At 56.4% G+C, this 15,233-nt stretch carries 12 protein-coding genes and 3 tRNA genes; 8 read left to right on the forward strand and 7 right to left on the reverse strand.

What is annotated here, in order from left to right:
* Positions 1-36 precede the first annotated feature (36 nt).
* From DD606_RS10215 to orn, 4 genes are all read right to left on the reverse strand, one after another.
* A tRNA-Gly gene (locus DD606_RS10215) sits at positions 37-112 on the reverse strand.
* A gap of 45 nt (positions 113-157) precedes the next feature.
* Positions 158-233 (reverse strand) — tRNA-Gly (locus tag DD606_RS10220).
* Between the two features lie 45 nt (positions 234-278).
* Positions 279-354 (reverse strand) — tRNA-Gly (locus DD606_RS10225).
* A 196-nt stretch (positions 355-550) separates the two neighbouring features.
* Positions 551-1,096 carry an oligoribonuclease gene (gene orn / locus DD606_RS10230; RefSeq protein ID WP_003855965.1) on the reverse strand — a complete coding sequence of 182 codons (546 nt, stop codon included), beginning with the start codon at positions 1,094-1,096 and terminating at the stop codon, positions 551-553.
* 107 nt (positions 1,097-1,203) lie between these two features.
* On the opposite strand from orn, the gene rsgA reads away from it, so the two are divergent.
* The 3 genes from rsgA to mscM all read left to right on the forward strand — a co-directional run bounded on the left by rsgA (position 1,204) and on the right by mscM (position 6,666).
* Positions 1,204-2,256 carry a small ribosomal subunit biogenesis GTPase RsgA gene (rsgA, locus tag DD606_RS10235; RefSeq protein WP_003855964.1) on the forward strand — a complete coding sequence of 351 codons (1,053 nt, stop codon included), beginning with the start codon at positions 1,204-1,206 and terminating at the stop codon, positions 2,254-2,256.
* Between the two features lie 98 nt (positions 2,257-2,354).
* The gene (asd, locus tag DD606_RS10240; protein ID WP_003855963.1) at positions 2,355-3,323 is read left to right on the forward strand and encodes an archaetidylserine decarboxylase; all 969 of its coding nucleotides are present in this window, start codon (positions 2,355-2,357) and stop codon (positions 3,321-3,323) included.
* Between the two features lie 19 nt (positions 3,324-3,342).
* Positions 3,343-6,666 carry a miniconductance mechanosensitive channel MscM gene (gene mscM, locus DD606_RS10245; RefSeq protein WP_003855962.1) on the forward strand — a complete coding sequence of 1,108 codons (3,324 nt, stop codon included), beginning with the start codon at positions 3,343-3,345 and terminating at the stop codon, positions 6,664-6,666.
* A 36-nt stretch (positions 6,667-6,702) separates the two neighbouring features.
* Here the strand turns inward: mscM and yjeM are convergent, their stop codons facing one another.
* The gene (gene yjeM, locus DD606_RS10250; protein ID WP_003855961.1) at positions 6,703-8,202 is read right to left on the reverse strand and encodes a glutamate/gamma-aminobutyrate family transporter YjeM; all 1,500 of its coding nucleotides are present in this window, start codon (positions 8,200-8,202) and stop codon (positions 6,703-6,705) included.
* A 178-nt stretch (positions 8,203-8,380) separates the two neighbouring features.
* Complete coding sequence (gene epmA / locus DD606_RS10255) at positions 8,381-9,358, reverse strand: elongation factor P--(R)-beta-lysine ligase (RefSeq protein WP_003855960.1); 978 nt, start codon at positions 9,356-9,358, stop codon at positions 8,381-8,383.
* Positions 9,359-9,668: 310 nt separating this feature from the next.
* Here epmA and frdA point away from each other — a divergent pair, with 310 nt between their 5' ends.
* From frdA to frdD, 4 genes are read left to right on the forward strand one after another with little or no spacing between them, the layout of a single operon-like run.
* Positions 9,669-11,459, forward strand: a complete 1,791-nt coding sequence (gene frdA, locus DD606_RS10260; RefSeq protein ID WP_023324036.1) for a fumarate reductase (quinol) flavoprotein subunit — start codon at positions 9,669-9,671, stop codon at positions 11,457-11,459.
* On the forward strand, positions 11,452-12,186 hold the full coding sequence (locus DD606_RS10265) for a succinate dehydrogenase/fumarate reductase iron-sulfur subunit (protein WP_003855955.1): 735 nt from the start codon (positions 11,452-11,454) through the stop codon (positions 12,184-12,186). The genes frdA and DD606_RS10265 overlap by 8 nt, the downstream gene beginning before the upstream one ends.
* Before the next feature lie 10 nt (positions 12,187-12,196).
* On the forward strand, positions 12,197-12,592 hold the full coding sequence (frdC, locus tag DD606_RS10270; protein ID WP_003855953.1) for a fumarate reductase subunit FrdC: 396 nt from the start codon (positions 12,197-12,199) through the stop codon (positions 12,590-12,592).
* A gap of 10 nt (positions 12,593-12,602) precedes the next feature.
* Positions 12,603-12,962, forward strand: a complete 360-nt coding sequence (gene frdD / locus DD606_RS10275; protein ID WP_045347145.1) for a fumarate reductase subunit FrdD — start codon at positions 12,603-12,605, stop codon at positions 12,960-12,962.
* Between the two features lie 29 nt (positions 12,963-12,991).
* Here frdD and ampR read toward each other — a convergent pair whose 3' ends face one another.
* Positions 12,992-13,867, reverse strand: coding sequence for a LysR family transcriptional regulator AmpR (gene ampR / locus DD606_RS10280; protein WP_058672824.1), 876 nt, complete (start codon positions 13,865-13,867; stop codon positions 12,992-12,994).
* A gap of 132 nt (positions 13,868-13,999) precedes the next feature.
* Here ampR and DD606_RS10285 point away from each other — a divergent pair, with 132 nt between their 5' ends.
* The gene (locus DD606_RS10285; RefSeq protein ID WP_045331818.1) at positions 14,000-15,145 is read left to right on the forward strand and encodes a cephalosporin-hydrolyzing class C beta-lactamase ACT-41; all 1,146 of its coding nucleotides are present in this window, start codon (positions 14,000-14,002) and stop codon (positions 15,143-15,145) included.
* The last annotated feature ends 88 nt before the right edge of the window (positions 15,146-15,233 follow it).

A 15,233-nucleotide genomic window follows, 5' to 3' on the forward strand; every position in this document is an offset into this window, starting at 1 on the left:
ACTTCGCTGTGGATAATCTGGAGATGAAGAAGAATTTGGAGCGGGAAACGAGACTCGAACTCGCGACCCCGACCTTGGCAAGGTCGTGCTCTACCAACTGAGCTATTCCCGCTTGGGTGTTCTGGTGCTATGCGTATCTTGCGATACTTTCAAATTTTGGAGCGGGAAACGAGACTCGAACTCGCGACCCCGACCTTGGCAAGGTCGTGCTCTACCAACTGAGCTATTCCCGCTTGGGTGTTCTGGTGCTGGCGTATCTTGCGATACTTTTCAAATTTTGGAGCGGGAAACGAGACTCGAACTCGCGACCCCGACCTTGGCAAGGTCGTGCTCTACCAACTGAGCTATTCCCGCAAATCTGTACTGCTTTTGTTGCTGTCGTAACGTGTAATTCTCTGTCGTTACGGGAGGCGCATTATACGAGAAATCCGTTTAGCTGCAACCCCCCTCAAAGCGATTTTTTTGAAATTCAGTTCAAGTGCTTATTTAATCGGCAAGCTGAACAATTTAGCGACAAAAACCCGGCCACGCAAGGCGCCGGATCGCAAAATCAGAGCTTAATAAAGTTTTCGCGATAGTACGCCAGCTCCGCAACAGACTCACGGATGTCATCCATCGCCTGGTGCGTCCCCTGCTTTGTGAAGCCGTCGAGAATTTCCGGTTTCCAGCGGCGGGCCAGCTCTTTCAGGGTGCTCACATCCAGATAGCGGTAGTGGAAGTAGGACTCCAGCTCCGGCATGTACTTAAACAGGAAACGACGATCCTGACCAATGCTGTTGCCACAGATAGGCGATTTTCCTGCCGGCACCCACTGCTTCAGAAATTCAAGCGTCGCCAGCTCCGCTTCGCGGTCGCCCAGGGTGCTGGCCTTCACGCGTTCCACCAGCCCGCTGCCGGTATGGGTACGCACGTTCCACTCATCCATCAGCGCAAGCTGGTCATCGGACTGGTGCACGGCAATCGTTGGGCCTTCCGCCAGAATATTGAGGTTGGCATCGGTGACCAGTGTGGCGATCTCAATAATGCGATCGCGCTCGGGATCAAGGCCGGTCATCTCCAGATCGATCCAAATCAGGTTGTTTTCGTCCGCGCTCATGTTATTTTCCACCCTTCTCGCATAACCGGCAGTAGCAGGTTAACTAGTATTAATTAGAGTGTATCATAGAGGTTTTGCCCGCTACGGGCGACCAGGAGCCAGCGCGATTGAGTAAAAATAAACTCTCCAAAGGGCAGCAGCGCCGCGTGAATGCAAATCACCAGCGCCGTCTTAAAACCACTACGGAGAAGCCCGATTACGACGACAACCTGTTTGGCGAAGCGACAGAAGGCGTTGTGATTAGCCGCTTCGGCATGCACGCCGATGTCGAATCTGCCGACGGGGATATCCACCGTTGCAATATCCGTCGCACCATCCGTTCCCTGGTGACCGGTGACCGCGTGGTCTGGCGTCCGGGCAAGGAGGCGGCGGAAGGGGTAACGGTTAAAGGCATCGTTGAAGCCGTGCATGAACGCACGTCGGTTCTGACCCGTCCGGATTTCTACGACGGCGTGAAGCCCATTGCCGCCAACATTAACCAGATCGTGATCGTTTCGGCGATTTTGCCTGAGCTTTCACTCAACATTATTGACCGTTATCTGGTGGCCTGCGAAACGCTACAGGTTGAGCCGCTTATCGTGCTGAATAAAATCGATCTGCTGGATGACGAGGCCATGGCCTTTGTCAATGAGCAGATGGATATTTACCGCAACATTGGCTATCGCGTGTTGATGGTGTCCAGCCGCACCAAAGACGGCCTGAAGCCGCTGGAAGATGCGCTAACCGACCGCATCAGCATCTTTGCAGGGCAGTCCGGCGTGGGTAAATCCAGTCTGCTTAACAATTTGCTCGGCCTTCAGCAGGAGATCCTGACCAACGATGTGTCGGACGTCTCCGGGCTGGGCCAGCACACCACCACCGCCTCACGTCTCTATCACTTCCCGCACGGCGGCGATGTGATTGACTCACCAGGCGTGCGTGAATTTGGTCTCTGGCACCTCGAGCCGGAACAAATCTTTAACGGATTTGTCGAATTCCATGACTATTTAGGCGCTTGCAAATACCGCGACTGTAAACATGACAACGATCCGGGCTGCGCCATCCGCGAAGCGGTGGAGAACGGTGAAATTGCGGAAACCCGTTTCGAAAATTACCACCGCATTCTCGAAAGCATGGATCAGGTAAAAACGCGTAAAAACTTTTCTGATTCTGATAACTGACAACTAAGCTAAGCGTCGCTAAAATCGTCCCCTTTTTTTCAGGTTCCGGCAGCGTAATGCCGGATCAGGAACGACAAAACAATGGCCTGGAGGCTACCTTGTTAAACTCATTTAAACTTTCGCTTCAATACATTCTGCCGAAACTGTGGCTCACTCGCCTGGCGGGCTGGGGCGCGAGCAAACGAGCGGGCTGGCTGACCAAACTGGTCATCGACCTGTTCGTGAAATACTACAAGGTCGACATGAAAGAAGCGCAGAAGCCGGATACGGCAAGCTATCGTACCTTCAACGAATTTTTTGTGCGTCCGCTGCGCGACGAAGTGCGTCCGCTGAATACCGACCCGAACGTGCTGGTGATGCCAGCGGACGGCGTGATCAGCCAGCTGGGTAAAATTGAAAACGACAAAATTTTGCAGGCGAAAGGCCATAACTACAGCCTGGAAGCGCTGCTGGCCGGTAACTACATAATGGCCGATCTGTTCCGTAACGGGACTTTCGCGACCACCTATCTCTCCCCGCGCGATTACCACCGCGTGCATATGCCGTGTAACGGTATTCTGCGCGAGATGATTTACGTGCCGGGGGATCTGTTCTCCGTCAATCACCTGACGGCGCAAAACGTTCCTAACCTGTTTGCCCGTAACGAGCGCGTCATCTGCCTGTTTGATACTGAATTTGGCCCAATGGCGCAGATTCTGGTGGGTGCTACCATTGTAGGCAGCATCGAAACCGTCTGGGCGGGCACCATTACTCCGCCACGCGAAGGCGTGATCAAGCGCTGGACCTGGCCTGCCGGCGAAGAAGAAGGTTCTGTGGCCCTGCTGAAAGGTCAGGAAATGGGCCGCTTCAAGCTGGGCTCAACGGTCATCAACCTGTTCGCTCCGGGCAAAGTTAACCTGGTCGACGAGCTGGAAAGCCTGTCCGTGACCAAACTCGGCCAGCCTCTGGCAGTATCGACGGAGGTCTTTGCAACACCAGACGTTGCGCCAGCCCCGTTGCCGGAAGATGAGATCAAAGCCGAGCACGACGCCAGCCCGCTGGTTGACGACAAAAAAGACGAAGGCTAACAACAGAAGGATCGCTGACGTGCGCCCGATTATCGTATTACTGATGGCCTGGTGCCTCAGCATGGGGGCGTACGCAGCGACGGCCCCCGACGCCAAACAGATAACCCAGGAGCTGGAGCAGGCAAAAGCGGCAAAACCCGCTCAGCCGGAGACCGTTGAGTCGCTCCAGTCTGCACTGAACGCGCTTGAGGAACGAAAGGGTTCCCTTGAGCGCGCGCAGCAGTATCAACAGGTTATCGACAATTTCCCCAAACTCTCTCAGACCCTGCGCTCGCAGCTAAACAACCTGCGCGATGAACCACGCCAGGTCCCCGCGGGGATGACGTCCGAGGCGCTGAATCAGGAGATCCTGCAAGTCAGCAGCCAGCTGCTAGAAAAAAGCCGTCTGGCGCAGCAGGAGCAGGAACGGGCGCGTGAAATTGCCGATTCCCTCAGTCAGCTTCCACAGCAGCAAACCGATGCCCGCCGTCAGTTAAATGAGGTGGAACGCCGCATCGGGACGCAGACGGGCAGCACACCGCAGAATCAGGCGCAAAATCTTGGGTTGCAGGCGGAATCCGCCAGACTAAAAGCCCTGGTTGATGAACTGGAGCTGGCGCAGCTTTCCGCTAACAACCGCCAGGAGCTGTCGCGGATGCGTTCCGAGCTGGCGCAGAAGCAGAGCCAGCAGCTGGATGCGTATCTCCAGGCGCTGAGAAATCAACTCAACAGCCAGCGTCAGCGTGAAGCTGAACGTGCTCTGGAAAGCACAGAGTTACTGGCCGAAAACAGCGCTAACCTGCCCGACAGCATCGTCGCCCAGTTTAAGGTTAACCGCGAGCTTTCTGCTGCGCTGAATCAGCAGGCGCAGCGCATGGATTTGGTGGCCTCGCAGCAGCGTCAGGCTACCAATCAAACCCTTCAGGTTCGTCAGGCACTCAACACGCTGCGTGAACAGTCCCAGTGGCTTGGCTCGTCTAACCTGTTGGGCGAAGCGTTACGCGCGCAGGTGGCCCGTCTGCCAGAGATGCCAAAACCACAGCAGCTTGATACGGAGATGGCGCAGCTGCGTGTTCAGCGTCTTCATTATGAAGATCTCCTCAACAAGCAGCCGCAAATCCGCCAGATCCGTCAGGCTGACGGACAGCCGCTCACCGGCGAGCAAAGTCGTATTCTGGAAGCGCAGCTGCGCACCCAACGCGAACTGCTCAATTCCCTGTTGCAGGGGGGCGATACGCTGATCCTTGAGCTGACCAAGCTGAAAGTCTCGAATAGCCAGCTGGAGGATGCGCTGAAAGAGGTCAACGAAGCCACGCACCGTTACCTTTTCTGGACGTCCGACGTGCGGCCGATGACCTTCGCCTGGCCGATTGAGATCGTGCAGGATCTGCGCCGCCTCATTTCGCTGGACACCTTTAGCCAGCTGGGCCTCGCCAGCGTAATGATGATAACCAGCAAGGAGACTATCTTCCCGTTGCTGGGGGCGCTGATTCTGGTGGGCTTCAGTATTTATTCCCGTCGTCACTTTACCCGTTTCCTTGAGCGCTCCAGCGCCCGAGTGGGAAAAGTAACCCAGGATCACTTCTGGCTGACGTTGCGTACGGTGTTCTGGTCAATTCTGGTCGCGTCTCCGCTGCCGGTGCTGTGGATGACGCTCGGATACGGACTGCGTGAAGCCTGGCCCTACCCGCTTGCCGTCGCGATTGGCGATGGCGTGACCGCCACCGTCCCGCTGCTGTGGGTGGTGATGATTTGCGCCACGTTTGCGCGGCCAAATGGTCTGTTCATCGCTCACTTTGGCTGGCCGCGTAATCGCGTTGCGCGGGCGATGCGTTACTACCTGATGAGTATCGGGCTGATTGTGCCGCTGATTATGGCGTTGATCATGTTCGATAATCTCAATGACCGGGAGTTCTCCGGCTCGCTGGGACGGCTGTGCTTTATGCTGATCTGCGGGGCGTTAGCGGTAGTGACGCTCAGCCTGAAACGCGCCGGGATCCCGCTCTATCTCGACAAGACCGGCAGCGGCGATAACATGTTAAACCGTCTGCTGTGGAACCTGCTGCTCAGCGCGCCGCTGGCGGCGATGCTGGCGGCAGCGGTCGGTTATCTCGCCACGTCGCAGGCGCTGCTCGCCCGACTGGAAACGTCGGTGGCCATCTGGTTCCTGCTGCTGGTGGTCTACCATGTTATCCGCCGCGGCATGCTGATCCAGCGTCGTCGTCTGGCGTTTGACCGTGCTAAACATCGTCGCGCAGAAATTCTGGCCCAGCGCGCGCGGGGTGAGGAAGAGCCAAACCACGTCAACAGCACCGAAGGGACTACAGACGCTGATGACGTCGAACTGGATCTGGATGCGATAAGTACCCAGTCCCTGCGGCTGGTACGCTCAATTCTGATGCTGGTTGCCCTGCTGTCGGTGATCTACCTGTGGTCAGAAATCCACTCCGCGTTTGGCTTCCTGGAGAACATCTCTTTATGGGATGTGACATCCACGGTGCAGGGAGTCGAAAGCCTGGAGCCCATCACCTTAGGGGCCGTGCTGATTGCGATTCTGGTGCTGATCATCACCACCCAGCTGATACGTAACTTCCCTGCCTTGCTGGAGCTGGCGCTGTTGCAGCATCTGGATTTAACCCCAGGCACAGGCTATGCCATCACCACCATCACCAAGTATTTAATCATGCTGTTTGGTGGGCTGGTCGGCTTCTCGATGATTGGTATCGAATGGTCAAAACTGCAATGGCTGGTTGCCGCCCTGACCGTAGGCCTGGGCTTTGGTTTACAGGAGATTTTTGCCAACTTCGTTTCTGGTCTGATCATTCTGTTTGAAAAGCCGATTCGAATTGGTGATACGGTGACCATCCGCGATCTCACCGGCAGCGTCACCAGGATCAACACCCGTGCCACCACCATCAGCGACTGGGACCGTAAAGAGATCATCGTCCCGAACAAGGCATTTATCACCGAGCAGTTTATCAACTGGTCGCTGTCCGACTCCGTCACGCGTGTGGTGCTGACCGTACCCGCTCCGTCGGATGCCAACAGCGAAGAGGTGACGCAGATCCTGTATACGGCTGCTGAACGCTGTTCGCTGGTAATCGACAACCCACCGCCGGAAGTCTTCCTGGTTGATTTGCAGCAGGGGATCCAGATTTTCGAGCTGCGTATCTACGCCGCCGAGATGGGACACCGTATGCCGCTGCGCCATGAGATCCACCAGCTGATTCTGGCTGGCTTCCGCGAGCACGGAATTGATATGCCGTTCCCACCGTTCCAGATGCGTCTGGAAACGCTGGACGGACGTAAGACGGGAAGAACGTTGACGTCAGCGGCGCGTACGCGCCCGGCGGGAAGTTTGTAATCCTTTCCCCCTCCCCATCGGGAGGGGGTCAATCCTTTATGCCACTTCTGCTACACAGGCCGTCGAGCGACGACGGTAATGCTCATAAATCCCCATTGCCAGCAGCGAGAAGAAGATCGGTCCGCCAACCATCCACAGCGTGCTGTTCCAGTCATTTGCCTCAACAACGGGCTGAATGACGGTAAAAATGTTGGCGAACGCGACGACCAGCACCACAACAGTGGTCGCCAGCAGCGTCGCCGCACGGGTTTTGAAGATCACAAACGGTCGTTCCAGATCCTGCTTCGCCTTAAAGAACGGGAACGCCAGGGTCAGGAACAGATACGGAAGCGTCATCGATACGTTTGCCATCAGGGTCAGCTTGTTATAGAACGCCGACGCGGTATCACCGCCGAAGGACACCAGCAGAATGAACACGCACACCAGCATGCACTGCATCCACATCGCGTTGGCAGGCATACCGGCAGCGTTCAGCTGAGTCATACGTGCAGGCCACAGCGCCTTTGGCGTCCCCTGAATAATCGCTTTCAGCGGCGAGTAGATCAGCGTGAAGAACGCGCCAGTATAGGCGAGGAACATCGACAAACCGGTAATCCGCGCAAACCAGATCCCCAGGGTGGCCGACGTTTCCGGCGCGAGATCCATGGCGTTGCCCAGCGTCACCCCCAGGCTTTTCATCAACACGTAGGTAATGTTGCCGAGGTTGGTAGTGTTATTGCTCAGTACCTGCTGCCAGTTGGTGCTGACGCCCCAGAGGAAAATCGCCAGTGAGTAGCCAATGGATATGACGATGGCGGCAAAGATAATGCCTTTGGCGAAGTTCTTTTCCGGATTTTCGGTTTTGTCGACCAGGCCGCCCACGGCTTCAATTCCACCGTAAGCAAAGATGGCAAACACCACGAAGGAGAGCATGGCCAGTCCGGACTGGTAACCCGGATTAGGCGATGAAACGAAGTTGACTTCCTGTGCGAAATGCCCGCCGTTCAGGCACAGAATGGCGATGCTGACCAGCAGCAGCACCAGGTTCAGGCACATCACGGAAATACCGCCAACGGCAGTGATACGGGCAATTTTGTTGATGCCTTTCGAGGCCACCAGCGTGACCACCACCATCCAGCACACCGCCAGAATACCGACCACCTGCGTGGAGCTCAGCCCCGCCAGAGACCAGACCTGCGTTTTATCCGCACCGAAGAGAAACGTTGAGAACGGCACCCAGACCTTGGCCGCCGTGCTGACCATCCAGACGACGTAGGATGAAAACCACATGAACGTACCGATAAACGCATAACGCGGACCGACGCTGTTGTTCATCCACGAATAGATGCCACCCTCTTCTTTCCGGTACGCCGAGCCCATCTCCGCCATCATCAGCGCAAACGGGATAAAGAAGAACAGAGCGGAAACGATATAAAACGGCGTCGCGCTGTAGCCCATCAGATAAAACGCGGACGGGCTATTGGCAAAGCCAAAGACTGACGTAAAAATCATCAGAATGAGCCCGGTAAGGGTCATTTTTTTGAGTGAGTGAGACATATAACCATCCGAAACGGAATTAAACTGCGCGGATGGTAGCAGATGACCAGACAAATATTGTGGCTATCCGAGGCAATTTAAGAAAAAGACCCGTCTATAGCGAAAAGAGCAGTTTTTAATGTGGCAGAGTTAAATGACCGAGTAGGCCGGGTAAGCGACAGCGCCACCCGGCATTTTTTCAGGCGCGATCGACCGTAAAGGCAATCACATCGCCCAGCTGCTCGGCACCCAGCGCCAGCATGACCAGACGATCCACACCCAGCGCCACGCCGGAGCAGTCCGGCAAACCGGCCTTAAGCGCTTCCAGCAGGTTGGTGTCAATCGGCTGCTGCGGCAGACCGCGCGCGTTGCGCTTGCGGTTATCCTGCTCGAAACGCTGCTGCTGTTCGCGCGCGTCGGTCAGCTCGTGGAAACCGTTCGCCAGCTCAATGCCTTTGAAGTACACCTCAAACCGTTCCGCCACGCGGTGATCTTCGGTGCTGATCTGCGCCAGCGAGGCCTGGCTGGCCGGGAAGTGATAGACAAACGTCGGGCGATCTTTACCAATTTGCGGTTCAACGCCAAAGGTGAACAGCAGTTGCAACAGCGTGTCGCGGTCCTCTTCGTTATCCGCCACATTGCTCAGATCCAGTTTTGCCGCCACTTCACGCAGCTGTGTTTTATCAGCCGACAGCGGATCGATTTCCAGATGGCGCTGGAAGGCCTGCTGATAGGAGAGCGTTTCAGCTTCCGCGCAATCCAGCACCTGTTGCAGCAGATCGTCGACTTCGTTCATCAGACGATACATGTCGTAGTGCGGGCGGTACCACTCCAGCATGGTGAATTCCGGATTATGGTGTCGGCCCATCTCTTCATTACGGAAGCTACGGCACAGCTGATAGACCGGACCACACCCGGCCGCCAGCAGACGCTTCATATGGTATTCCGGGCTGGTCATCAGATACAGATTCATGCCCTGAGAGTGGCCTGGGCCAACAAAACGGGTTTCAAACGGGACCAGATGAATATCCGTAACCGTCGCCTGACTCATGCACGGCGTTTCCACCTCCAGGACGCCGCGGTCGGCAAAGAAACGGCGGATCTCCGCCATAATTGCTGCGCGCTTTAGCAGGTTTGGAATGGATGCGCTCGGCTGCCAGGTGGCCGTTTCGCTCATGAGTTATTTCTCCGTTTTCAGACAAGGGCACGAAGTCTACTCGTAAGCCGGGGCAGAGACAAATTTTGCACAGTAAAAGTCCCTTTTCATTGCACAGAGAAATACTGTGACGCCATTCATTAATCACGATGATAAATCACCGCACAGAACAGCAAAAAAATCGAACACGTCAAATTTCCCTCCCTTCTACGCGGTTATACTGTTTTACCCATAAAGGAGCAGTGGAATCGCTTCCGCAATCGCCCGTTCGGGCAGGTGAACGTCCTTTAGCTCATCGCGTTGCGGGAAAACAAAAATCTGGAGGAATGTCGTGCAAACTTTTCAAGCCGATCTTGCCGTAATAGGCGCTGGCGGGGCTGGATTACGCGCTGCAATTGCTGCGGCACAAGCCAATCCGAACGCTAAAATCGCATTGATTTCAAAAGTCTATCCGATGCGCAGCCACACGGTAGCCGCAGAAGGAGGATCCGCTGCCGTCGCGCAGGATCATGACAGCTTCGAATACCATTTCCACGACACGGTTGCAGGGGGCGACTGGCTTTGCGAACAGGATGTCGTTGATTACTTCGTGCACCATTGCCCAACGGAGATGACCCAGCTGGAACAGTGGGGATGCCCGTGGAGCCGCCGTCCGGACGGGAGCGTCAACGTCCGCCGCTTCGGTGGCATGAAGATCGAACGCACCTGGTTTGCCGCCGATAAGACCGGCTTCCACATGCTGCACACCCTGTTCCAGACCTCCCTCCAGTTCCCACAAATCCAGCGCTTTGACGAACATTTCGTTCTCGACATTCTGGTCGACGACGGTCATGCGCGCGGACTGGTGGCGATGAACATGATGGAAGGCACGCTTGTCCAGATCCGCGCTAATGCGGTGGTGATGGCAACGGGCGGCGCGGGCCGCGTATACCGCTACAACACCAACGGCGGCATCGTCACCGGTGACGGTATGGGCATGGCGCTCAGCCACGGCGTCCCGCTGCGTGATATGGAGTTCGTCCAGTATCACCCAACCGGCCTACCGGGCTCCGGCATACTGATGACGGAAGGCTGCCGCGGCGAAGGCGGAATTCTGGTCAACAAAAACGGCTATCGCTATTTGCAGGATTACGGCATGGGTCCGGAAACCCCACTTGGCGAGCCGAAAAACAAATACATGGAACTCGGCCCTCGCGACAAAGTCTCTCAGGCTTTCTGGCACGAGTGGCGCAAAGGCAACACCATCTCAACGCCGCGCGGCGACGTGGTGCATCTCGACCTGCGTCATCTCGGCGAGAAGAAACTGCTGGAGCGTCTGCCGTTTATCTGCGAGCTGGCGAAAGCGTATGTGGGCGTCGATCCGGTGAAAGAACCGATCCCGGTGCGTCCAACCGCGCACTACACCATGGGCGGCATCGAAACCGATCAGCAGTGCGAAACCCGCATCAAAGGGCTGTTTGCGGTGGGCGAGTGTTCCTCCGTCGGTCTGCACGGCGCAAACCGTCTGGGCTCGAACTCGCTGGCTGAGCTGGTGGTCTTTGGTCGCATGGCGGGCGAACGTGCGGTGGAGCGTGCCGCAACGGCAGGTGAAGCTAACAGCGCGGCGCTGGATGCGCAGGTTGTAGACGTCGAAAAACGCCTGAAAGACCTGGTGAACCAGGAAGGTAACGAAAACTGGTCGAAGATCCGCGACGAAATGGGGCTGTCGATGGAAGAAGGCTGCGGGATCTACCGTACGCCAGAGCTGATGCAGAAAACCGTCGATAAGCTGGCGGAGTTGCAGGAGCGCTTCAAGCGCGTGCGTATCACCGACACTTCCAGCGTATTCAATACCGAACTGCTTTATACCATTGAACTGGGCCACGGCCTGAACGTCGCAGAATGTATGGCCCATTCCGCCCTGGCGCGTAAAGAGTCCCGCGGCGCGCACCAGCGTCTGGATGAGGGCTGCACTGAACGTGACGACGTCAATTTCCTTAAACACACTCTCGCCTGGCGCGATGCGGATGGCACCACCCGTCTGGACTACAGCGACGTGAAAATCACCACGCTGCCACCGGCGAAACGCGTGTACGGTGCAGAAGCAGAAGCCGCCGATAAGAAGGAGAAGGCGAATGGCTGAGATGCAAAAACTGAAAGTTGAAGTGGTGCGCTACAATCCGGAAGTGGACGCCGCGCCGCATAGCGCTTTCTATGAAGTCCCTTACGACGAGCAAACCTCCCTGCTGGATGCGCTCGGCTATATCAAAGATAACCTGGCCCCAGACCTGAGCTACCGCTGGTCCTGCCGCATGGCAATTTGCGGCTCCTGCGGCATGATGGTCAACAAGGTGCCAAAGCTGGCGTGTAAAACCTTCCTGCGTGATTACACCAAAGGCATCAAGGTTGAAGCGCTGGGCAATTTCCCGATTGAGCGCGATCTGGTGGTCGACATGACCCACTTTATCGAAAGCCTCGAAGCGATTAAGCCGTACATCATCGGCAACCCGCGCACACCGGATCAGGGGCCAAACACCCAGACGCCCGCGCAGATGGCGAAATACCATCAGTTCTCCGGATGCATCAACTGCGGCCTGTGCTACGCCGCCTGTCCACAGTTTGGCCTGAACCCTGAGTTTATCGGCCCGGCCGCCATTACCCTGGCGCACCGCTATAACGAAGACAGCCGCGACCACGGCAAAAAAGAACGTATGGCCCAGTTGAACAGCCAGAACGGGGTCTGGACCTGCACGTTTGTCGGTTACTGCTCCGAAGTCTGTCCGAAGCATGTCGACCCGGCCGCCGCCATTCAGCAGGGTAAGGTGGAAAGCTCGAAAGACTTTCTTATCGCTACCCTGAAACCACGCTAAGGAGTGCATGATGACGACTAAACGCAAAGCCTACGTGCGACCAATGCCGTCCACCTGGTGGAAAAAACTGCCGTTTTATCGCTTCTATATGCTGCGTGAAGGCACGGCAGTTCCCGCGGTCTGGTTCAGCCTCGAACTGATGTACGGGGTGTATGCCCTCAAGCACGGCCCGGAAGCCTGGGCCAGTTTTGTGGGCTTCCTGCAAAACCCAATCATCGTAGTACTGAACCTGATTGTGCTCGCCGCCGCGCTGCTTCATACCAAAACCTGGTTTGAACTGGCGCCAAAAGCAGCGAATATCATTGTAAAAGGCGAAAAAATGGGGCCAGAGCCGGTCATTAAAGGGCTCTGGGCAGTGACAGCAGTTGTCTCTGTGGTCATTCTGTTTGTCGCACTGTTCTGGTAAGGAGACTACTGTGATCAATCCAAATCCAAAACGTTCAGACGAGCCGGTTTTCTGGGGGCTGTTTGGCGCAGGCGGCATGTGGAACGCCATTATTGCCCCGGTCATTATCCTGCTGGTCGGGATCATGCTGCCGCTGGGGTTGTTCCCGGGCGATGCGCTGAGCTATGAGCGCGTACTGGCCTTTGCGAGCAGCTTTATTGGCCGCGTGTTCATCTTCCTGATGATCGTCCTGCCGCTGTGGTGTGGTCTGCACCGTATCCACCATGCGATGCACGATCTGAAAATCCATGTGCCAAGCGGTAAATGGGTCTTCTACGGTCTGGCGACCATTCTGACGGTCGTCACGTTGATTGCCGTGGTCACCATCTGACTGAACAGGCCCGCCATCCGGCGGGCTTTTTACTTTTTCATCTTCTCCACCAGCCACCGGGAAAATTCGCGCATGGCTGGCGTTTCTGCCCGGGACTGCAATCGGGTCAGCCAGTAGCTGCCGAGCTCAATCTGCGTCGCAAAGGGCTGCACAATGCGCTCGCTGGCTAACAGATGGGTAAACATATCGACAGGCGCAATGGCAATGCCCACCCCTGCCTGAGCGGCCTCCAGCATGGTCACGGACGAATCAAATACCATCACGCGGTGCGTTGGCGAAGGGGGATGCTCGCCGGCCTCCTGCATCCACGCGGTCCATTCATCGCGTCGGTAAGAGCGCAGCAGCGTAAACCTGAGGATGTCGGCCGGACTGTGCAGACTGGCGGCGATATCGGGCGTACACAGCGGCGCGAGCGGCGCATGACAAAGGAATTCAGCCTCGGTGCCGTGCCACGCCCCGCCACCGTATCGGATCGTATAGTCAAGCCCTTCGGCAGCCGGATCAACGCGGTTGTTATGGGTGGAAAGCTGAAGATCGATGTGCGGATAGCCACGGCGAAAATCCTCCAGCTGCGAGAATAAAACCCCGGTGGCAAATGTACCCACCACGCCGATTTTCAGCTTCTCCTGCGCACGATGGTTAGCGAAGCGATCCAGCATTCCGGCTATACGATCGAAAGAATCATTCAGCACCGGCAGTAAATTTTCACCCTCGGTAGTCAACATCAGCCCGCGCGACACGCGAACGAACAGCTGACAGTTCAGGTGCTGCTCCAGCGTTTTCACATGCTGGCTAATGGCTGAATGGGTCACGTTCAGCTCAATGGCCGCATGCGTAAAGCTGAGATGTCTCGCGGCAGCTTCAAAAGCCCGAAGCGAATTGAGGGGGAGATAGCTTCGCGTCATGGTCTCTTCCGTTAGAAAAATTAACAGCTAATGCTAAATTTAACCGTTTGTCAGGCACAGTCAAATCCAACAGACTACGCCTGTCTGACGGGCCCGGACATCCCCTTGACTCGCTATTACGGAAGATTACTGATGATGAAAAAATCCCTTTGCTGCGCCCTGCTGCTGGGCCTCTCTTGCTCTGCTCTCGCCGCGCCAGTATCAGAAAAACAGCTGGCGGAGGTGGTCGCGAATACGGTTACCCCGCTGATGAAAGCCCAGTCTGTTCCAGGCATGGCGGTGGCCGTTATTTATCAGGGAAAACCGCACTATTACACGTTTGGCAAGGCCGATATCGCGGCGAATAAACCCGTTACGCCTCAGACCCTGTTCGAGCTGGGTTCTATAAGTAAAACCTTCACCGGCGTTTTAGGTGGGGATGCCATTGCTCGCGGTGAAATTTCGCTGGACGATCCGGTGACCAGATACTGGCCACAGCTGACGGGCAAGCAGTGGCAGGGTATTCGTATGCTGGATCTCGCCACCTACACCGCTGGCGGCCTGCCGCTACAGGTACCGGATGAGGTCACGGATAACGCCTCCCTGCTGCGCTTTTATCAAAACTGGCAGCCGCAGTGGAAGCCTGGCACAACGCGTCTTTACGCCAACGCCAGCATCGGTCTTTTTGGTGCGCTGGCGGTCAAACCTTCCGGCATGCCCTATGAGCAGGCCATGACGACGCGGGTCCTTAAGCCGCTCAAGCTGGACCATACCTGGATTAACGTTCCGAAAGCGGAAGAGGCGCATTACGCCTGGGGCTATCGTGACGGTAAAGCGGTGCGCGTTTCGCCGGGAATGCTGGATGCACAAGCCTATGGCGTGAAAACCAACGTGCAGGATATGGCGAACTGGGTCATGGCAAACATGGCGCCGGAAAAGGTTGCCGATGCCTCACTTAAGCAGGGCATCGCGCTGGCGCAGTCGCGCTACTGGCGTATCGGGTCAATGTATCAGGGTCTGGGCTGGGAGATGCTCAACTGGCCCGTGGAGGCCAACACGGTGGTCGAAGGCAGCGACAGTAAGGTAGCGCTGGCGCCGTTACCCGTGGCAGAAGTGAATCCACCGGCTCCCCCGGTCAAAGCGTCCTGGGTCCATAAAACGGGTTCTACCGGCGGGTTTGGCAGCTACGTGGCCTTTATTCCTGAAAAGCAGATCGGTATTGTGATGCTCGCGAATAAAAGCTATCCGAACCCGGCACGCGTTGAGGCGGCATACCATATCCTCGAGGCGCTACAGTAAAACATTGCCGGGTGGCGGCTTCGCCTTACCCGGCCTACACAACGCGTGAACTTTGTAGGCCGGGTAAGGCGAAGCCGCCACCCGGCAA

Source organism: Enterobacter cloacae complex sp. GF14B, from assembly GCF_004136805.1.
Taxonomy (GTDB): domain Bacteria; phylum Pseudomonadota; class Gammaproteobacteria; order Enterobacterales; family Enterobacteriaceae; genus Enterobacter; species Enterobacter hormaechei_C.

Excerpts from the sequence above, each read along its gene's own strand:
- yjeM (WP_003855961.1), bottom strand. The coding sequence starts at position 8,202 with ATGTCTCACTCACTCAAAAAAATGACCCTTACCGGGCTCATTCTGATG.
- DD606_RS10265 (WP_003855955.1), top strand. The coding sequence starts at position 11,452 with ATGGCTGAGATGCAAAAACTGAAAGTTGAAGTGGTGCGCTACAATCCG.
- frdC (WP_003855953.1), top strand. The coding sequence starts at position 12,197 with ATGACGACTAAACGCAAAGCCTACGTGCGACCAATGCCGTCCACCTGG.
- orn (WP_003855965.1), bottom strand. The coding sequence starts at position 1,096 with ATGAGCGCGGACGAAAACAACCTGATTTGGATCGATCTGGAGATGACC.
- ampR (WP_058672824.1), bottom strand. The coding sequence starts at position 13,867 with ATGACGCGAAGCTATCTCCCCCTCAATTCGCTTCGGGCTTTTGAAGCT.
- epmA (WP_003855960.1), bottom strand. The coding sequence starts at position 9,358 with ATGAGCGAAACGGCCACCTGGCAGCCGAGCGCATCCATTCCAAACCTG.
- DD606_RS10285 (WP_045331818.1), top strand. The coding sequence starts at position 14,000 with ATGATGAAAAAATCCCTTTGCTGCGCCCTGCTGCTGGGCCTCTCTTGC.